This window comes from Caminibacter sp., from assembly GCF_053999135.1.
This window is the reverse complement of record NZ_JBMXVQ010000099.1, coordinates 1-6519: the sequence shown is the minus strand read 5'-3', so window position 1 is coordinate 6519 and position 6519 is coordinate 1. Positions and strand designations below refer to the sequence as shown.

Below are 6519 nucleotides of genomic sequence, written 5' to 3'. Positions count from 1 at the left end.
CATCCCGTTATAAAAACCAATATCAAACCCAAAACCAATTTTTTCATCTACTCTCCTTTAACATTCAAAACAGCGCATTTTTGGAGAGCGTATATGTTTTTATCGCTTTTTTTAATATTAAAAATTCTGTTAACGCCCGATATATATCTGTTGTCGTCATACAAAACGGCATCAATATTTATTTCGTCAAAATAAGAATTTTCTTTTTCAATCAAATCAACGTTTACAAAAAGAGTATCCGCACCAAAAGGAGCCGTTTTTACATCAACTCCCATATTTACAAATTCATCTCTTAAAAGCTTTAAAAACACTCTCTCAAAAGGCGTCTTAGCATCCGAAACGGCAGGTTCTATATAAATAGATGTATTGTTTATATCTTTTGAAATTTTTCTTGCCATATCTTTAGCGATATATTTCCATTCAGAAGCGTTTTGTATAGTATCTTTATTAAAACCCTGTTTTACAGAAGAAGCACATCCAAGTATCAATAACCCGAAAACAAAAACTATAAAAATTTTTACTCTTGCCATCTAAACTCCTTTAAAAACGTTAAAAACTCATCTTTTGGCATAGGTTTTCCAAAATAATACCCCTGAATATAATCGCAATTATTTTCTTCCAAAAACTTAAGCTGCTCTTTCGTTTCAACCCCTTCTGCTATAATTTTTTTTCCAAGAGAATGCCCCATTGAAATAATGGCTTTTGAAATGGAAACATCTTCCTCATCATCAGGCAAATCTTTTATAAACGCCCTGTCGATTTTTAAAGCGCATATAGGAAGTTTTTTTAGATAAGCCAAAGAAGAATAACCTGTTCCGAAATCGTCTATTTCAAATCTTATTCCAACGGCGTTTAGCTCTTTTATGTTTTTTAACAGTATTTCAAGATTTTCCATCAAAACACTTTCCGTAACTTCCAAAATCACATTTGAAGGGGAAATTGAATATTTTTCTATTAAATCCAAAACTTCCTTATAAAAATTAAGATGAACCTGTTTTGCAGACACGTTTATGGATATGGGGATATTTAATTTTTCTTCTTTTATAAAACTGAAAACCTTATCCATAACCATTGCACCTACTTCTTTAATAAGCCCTCTTTCTTCTAAAATAGGTATAAATTTAAAAGGAGGAACAATTTCACCGTTTTTTATCCACCTAATAAGAGCTTCCGCGCCAAAAACCCTTTTTTCTTTTATATCGACTATAGGTTGATAAAATACGCAAAATTCATCTTCTTTAATAGCCTCCACCAGTTCGCTTTCAAGGTTTAAACTCTCAAGAGTGCTCTGTTGCAGACTTTTTGAAAAAAATTCTATTCCCTTTCCCCTTTTTTTTGCTTCTTTTAAAGCGGCTTCGGCACTTGCGAATAAAACTTCTTTTGTTGTTCCGTCATAAGGAAAAAACGCCGCTCCTATACTTAAAGTTACCAGAAATTTTTTATTTTCTATTTCAAAAATAAACTCAAAATCCTTTAAAACGCTTGTAATCCTGTATATAGCCTCCTCTTTACTTTTAACGTTATATAAAAATAAAGCAAACTCATCTCCCCCCACTCTTGCTAAGATATCTTTGTTTTTTAATATCTTTTTAAGCTCGGAAGATATCTGTGAAAGAACAATATCCCCAGCCCAAAATCCTACAGCTGAATTTATGGTTTTAAAATTGTTTATATCCACAATTGCCAACATCCCCTGCTGGTCTTTTTCTTTAAGAATACTTAATAGCGATTCAAGTTCTTCAAAAAAATATCTTCTGTTTGGAAGAGAGGTCAATACGTCATAATAAGCCAGATAATCGACATCTTCTTTTCTTGAGAGCGTAACTATTCCAAAGCCTATATCATGGGCTATCTGTTTTAAAAGAGTGATTTCATCCTCATCAAATTCCTTACCTTTATAATAAACCACCAATACCGCCGTTATTTCTTTATGGGAAACGACTGCCGAAATAGCGTTTTCTTCTTTAAAAATAGGAATGGTAATTTTATTAAAAAAAGCCTTTTCCTCTTTTTGAAGATTACTCTCTTTTAAATAAGAATGTGTTATAAGTTCTTTTATGTTTTTTTGTTTAAACACCCTGTTTTTTAGAGTCTTAGCAAATGTTTCATTTTCTCCAAACCATGCCACCGGGACTATATTCTCACCCCTTAGCTCTCCTATCCATGCAAAGTCAAAATGTCCTTCTTTAACCAAAATTTCACAGCTTAGGGAAAAAACTTCCTCTTTATTTACGGCTCTTATAATAAGTTCGTTAATTTTGCTTAAAACCTTATAAAGCCTTAAAAGATTTTTTAATTTAAGCTCAAATTCCACTCTGTTTTTTATATTTGAGGCTATAAGTCTTTTATATTTTTTGTTGTTAATTTCGAATTCTTTAATATGCAGTTCTACGGGAATAAGTTCATGGTTTTTTAAATAAACGATTTTATTTTCTATATCCTCAAAAACAAAATCCTTAATATTTTTGCCTATTACATCATTTTTTGAGAGAGAAAGCCATTCAAAAAAAGTCTTATTGGCCTCTTGAATATTTCCCTCTTCATCTATAACAACAACGGCTTCTTTAATGGAATCTAAAACATCTTTAAAATTCCCTACCAAATTTTCTAAAAGCTCTAAAAATTTTTGATAAATCTTATCTTTTTTATCATCTGGAAGAGAAATTTCTTCCAGATGTTTTTTAAATAAAGATTTTATCGTCTCTATTATTTTATTCGTAACCATACTTAAAACTTATTTTTTTCCACGTTTTTAAGCATAGTCTCGGCCATTTGACTTACCTCCTCGGCTACAACGTCAACTTCTTCGACATTTCTTTCCATTAACTGAGTTTTATTGTTAACGTCTTCGACTTTACTTGTGACAGTTGCAATCTCCTCGGTCTGTTTCATAATAGCCTCGCCTATATTCGTAATAGACTGCGTAAGAAGATTAATGTTTGCGTCAATTTCGCTTAAACTTTTTTGAGTTTTTTCGGCAAGTTTTCTAATTTCATCAGAAACTACCGCAAATCCTCTTCCATGTTCCCCGGCCCTTGCCGCTTCTATTGCCGCGTTAAGAGCCAAAAGATTAGTCTGGTCTGCGATTTCCTGAATAACATTTACGACATTTTTAATATCATGAGACTGTTCTACCACGGTTTTTGTCTGATTTGATATTTCAAAAATTTCGTTGTTAAGCTGCTGCATGATACCTGCGACTTCGTTTAATTCCTGGCTTGCTTCTATTGCCGCCTGTTTTAAAGCATCCATTTTCTCTTTTAAAATTCTTGCTTTTTCACTTAAAATTTCTCCGTTTTCTTTATTTGTTCTTAAAATATCCACCATCGTATCAAGCACGTTGTTTATAGCGATTTCAACTTTTCCTATCGCGTTTTGAATTCTTTTTGTAAAATCCCTTTTCATAGCGCTGTCAAGAACCACAACCGTTTTATTGATATCTTCACCCACTATTTTTTCAAGTGCGTCTTGCATTTCGTTAAATATTATTCTCACTTTTTCCAAATCAGGGTTTGCGGCCTGTTCTACAACCCTTCCTTTTAACACTCCTCTTTTCATTTTTTCAACTTCTCTCATAAGCCCCTGAATCATTAACGCGTCCTGTCTTAAGCCTTCTTCTATTTTGGCTATGTTTTGATTAATAACCTTTGCCATAAGACCTATTTCGTCTTCGCTGTCTATTTCTATAAGTTTAGCGCTGCTTGTTTCCCTGTTTAGGAATCTGAAAAATTCAAGAATTCCTTCTTTAAGTTTTTCTGTAGATTCCATTAAATCTTTTGCTATAAAGATTGCAAGAAGTATAACGCCTATTACTATTAAAACGGTTATTACGCTTACCGTAATTAAAAATTTAAGAGTGTCAGAATACTCTTCTTCGGTCATTTTTATAAGTTTTTCAGCAATTCTGTCCGCTATTTTTTTAATGGCGTCTATTCTTTCGCTTGCAAGTTTTATCCATTCTTCTGTAGTAAAATTAATATATGTTTTTGTTTTGCTAAGCTCTTTAAAAGCGTTAATAGCCGGCCGGTCGTTTACTTTTACCACTTTATCAAGCTGTTTTATGGACATATTTTTAGACCACGCTTCCACTACCCTAGGAAGTCCCTGATAGTATTTTGTAAAGACCTCTTTTATTTTATCAAGCTCTTTAGCTTCTCTTTGAGTCACTCCCATAGATTTTATTCTGTCTATAAGCTCAAGAAGCTTGTGATAAGCTTTGTTAACGTTAGCTTCATATTTAGGTTTTCCCCTTAAAACGTAATTTTTAAAATTATGAATAAGCCCACCGTATCCTACTGTTTCTTTCATAGAAGAGACAATTTGCTGTTTTACAGGCAGATTGCCAAAAGTCTCCCTTATTTTCTCAACTTTAGCTTCATATGCGGCTATTTCCCTTGCAATTTCCGGTAAATCTTTTAACAACATTTTTTGAGCGTTAACCACCGAATACCATTCGACTATTATATCGTTTCTTAGTTTTCCGGTGCTTAAAAGATAAGCAAGATACGCCCTTTCTTTTCCGGCATATTCGCTCAACCATAAAACTTCAAAAAATTTATTCACCCCTTCAATAATATTTTGATTAACATTATATTTAAGCAATTCGTCTTTTGATAATAAAAATATCCTGTTAACGTTAGAGAAATATTTAATTTCATCTATAACGTCTATTTGCAGGTTATCTATTTTGTTTCTTATATCGTTCAAATTTTTTAATTCATTAAAAGCTTTTTTATAATCTTTATATATTTGAGCATCAATTTTAGCAATATTGTGATTTTTAATATAGTTTTTAAGCTTTCTTAAAGCAATATCCGTTTTTCTTCGCTGGGCGTCAAGTTCGGCTCTGAATTTCTCACCCCTGTCTGCAATATAAGCCGCTGAAAGCCCTCTTTCTTTTTGAAGCTCAACCAAAAGATTTGGCATATATTCAGCGCTCATAACTAAAACTTTTTTAAAATCTTTACCTTTCTTAAACTGATTGTAAGTATCATAAATAAGATACCCGGCCAATATCACCAAAAACGTAAGCGGCACCCCTACCAGCAGCATTAATTTTTGCCTAATACTCAGCTTTTTTAACATCCCAAATCCTTTTTTTTTATTATTTTAACCAAATTTTGAAAAATTTAATATATAATTCATTAAAAAAAGGGTTAAAAATGTTTAGTAAAAGAATAGAAAAACTCTCCCCCTCACTTACAATAGCGATTTCCCAAAAAGCAAGAGACTTAAAAGCGGCGGGAAGGGATGTTTTGGCATTCAGCGCCGGAGAGCCTGATTTTGACACTCCCGAAATTATAAAAAAAGAAGGTATAAAAGCAATAGAAGAAGGTTTTACAAAATATACGGCGGTTGCCGGAATTCCCGAAGTAATAGAAGCCGTAAGAGTAAAACTAAAAAAAGACAATAACTTAGACTATTCACATGACGAAATTATCGTAAGTAACGGAGCGAAACAAAGTCTTTTTAATATTATGGCTTCTCTTATAGACGAAGGAGACGAAGTTATTATCCCGGCACCTTACTGGGTTACGTATCCGGAAATTGTAAAATACCACGGAGGAGTGCCGGTTAGCATAATGACGGATGAAAGTACGGGATTTAAAATAACTCCTGAGATGTTAAAAAAGGCAATAACTCCAAAAACAAAAATGTTAATTATAACTACTCCTAGCAATCCTACAGGAGCGGTATATACAAAAGAAGAGCTTGAAGCCTTGGCGGATGTGCTTAAAGGAACGGATATATGGGTTGTAAGCGATGAAATGTATGAAAAACTTATTTATGACGGAGAGTTTACGGCAACGGCGAGTATTAATAAAGACATGCTCCGACGAACCATTACGGTAAACGGTCTTAGCAAATCCCACGCAATGACGGGATGGAGATTTGGATATTGTGCCAGCAAAAATAAAGAACTTGTCAAAAATATGATAAAACTGCAGTCCCAAAGCACGTCAAACGTAAATTCTATAACCCAAAAAGCGGCTATTCCCGCCCTTCTTGGAAAAGCCGATAAAGATGTGGAAAACATGAGAAAAGAATTTCAAAAAAGAAGGGATTATGTTTATGAAGCGTTTAATAAAATCCCGGGGCTCTCGGCTGCAAAACCGGCGGGAGCGTTTTATATTTTCGTAAACCACAAAGAAATTATGCCTAAATCTATGAATTTCGCATTAACGCTTCTTGAAGACAAAGGCGTAGCTGTGGTCCCGGGAATTGGTTTTGGAAGTGAGGGATATTTCAGATTTTCATTCGCAACCGATTTGGAAACCATAAAAGAAGGAATAAAAAGAATAGAAGAATTTATAAAGGCTCTTTAATGATAAGACATGTGGTAATTTTTGAGTATAATACCAATCCCCAAAATAAATCAAACATTTATTTTGGGGAAAAGATAAAATAGTTTCTACTTATTAGTTTTTTTCATTTCCCTAAATACGTATAAAGAGGCTATTACAATAACCCCTCCAAGCAAAACAAGGCTTCCATACGCAACCTCTTTATGGGCTGACT

The 6519-nt window shown here is 33.3% G+C and carries 4 protein-coding genes; 1 reads left to right on the top strand and 3 read right to left on the bottom strand.

All coding sequences use genetic code 11. The features are described from left to right. Window positions 1–47: 47 nt before the first annotated feature. The 3 genes from ACXJH6_RS07700 to ACXJH6_RS07690 are packed head-to-tail and all read right to left on the bottom strand — an operon-like array spanning window position 48 to window position 5085. Window positions 48–530: a hypothetical protein gene (locus ACXJH6_RS07700; RefSeq protein WP_456471176.1), complete on the bottom strand. Its 483-nt coding sequence runs from the start codon at window positions 528–530 to the stop codon at window positions 48–50. Further along, a complete protein-coding gene (locus ACXJH6_RS07695) occupies window positions 518–2725 on the bottom strand; it encodes an EAL domain-containing protein (protein ID WP_456471175.1) in 2208 nt (735 codons plus the stop codon). Before ACXJH6_RS07695 ends, ACXJH6_RS07700 begins: the two co-directional genes overlap by 13 nt. 2 nt (window positions 2726–2727) lie before the next feature. Next, a complete protein-coding gene (locus tag ACXJH6_RS07690) occupies window positions 2728–5085 on the bottom strand; it encodes a methyl-accepting chemotaxis protein (protein ID WP_456471174.1) in 2358 nt (785 codons plus the stop codon). A gap of 77 nt (window positions 5086–5162) precedes the next feature. On the opposite strand from ACXJH6_RS07690, the gene ACXJH6_RS07685 reads away from it, so the two are divergent. Then, on the top strand, window positions 5163–6326 hold the full coding sequence (locus ACXJH6_RS07685; RefSeq protein WP_456471173.1) for a pyridoxal phosphate-dependent aminotransferase: 1164 nt from the start codon (window positions 5163–5165) through the stop codon (window positions 6324–6326). Window positions 6327–6519 lie beyond the last annotated feature (193 nt).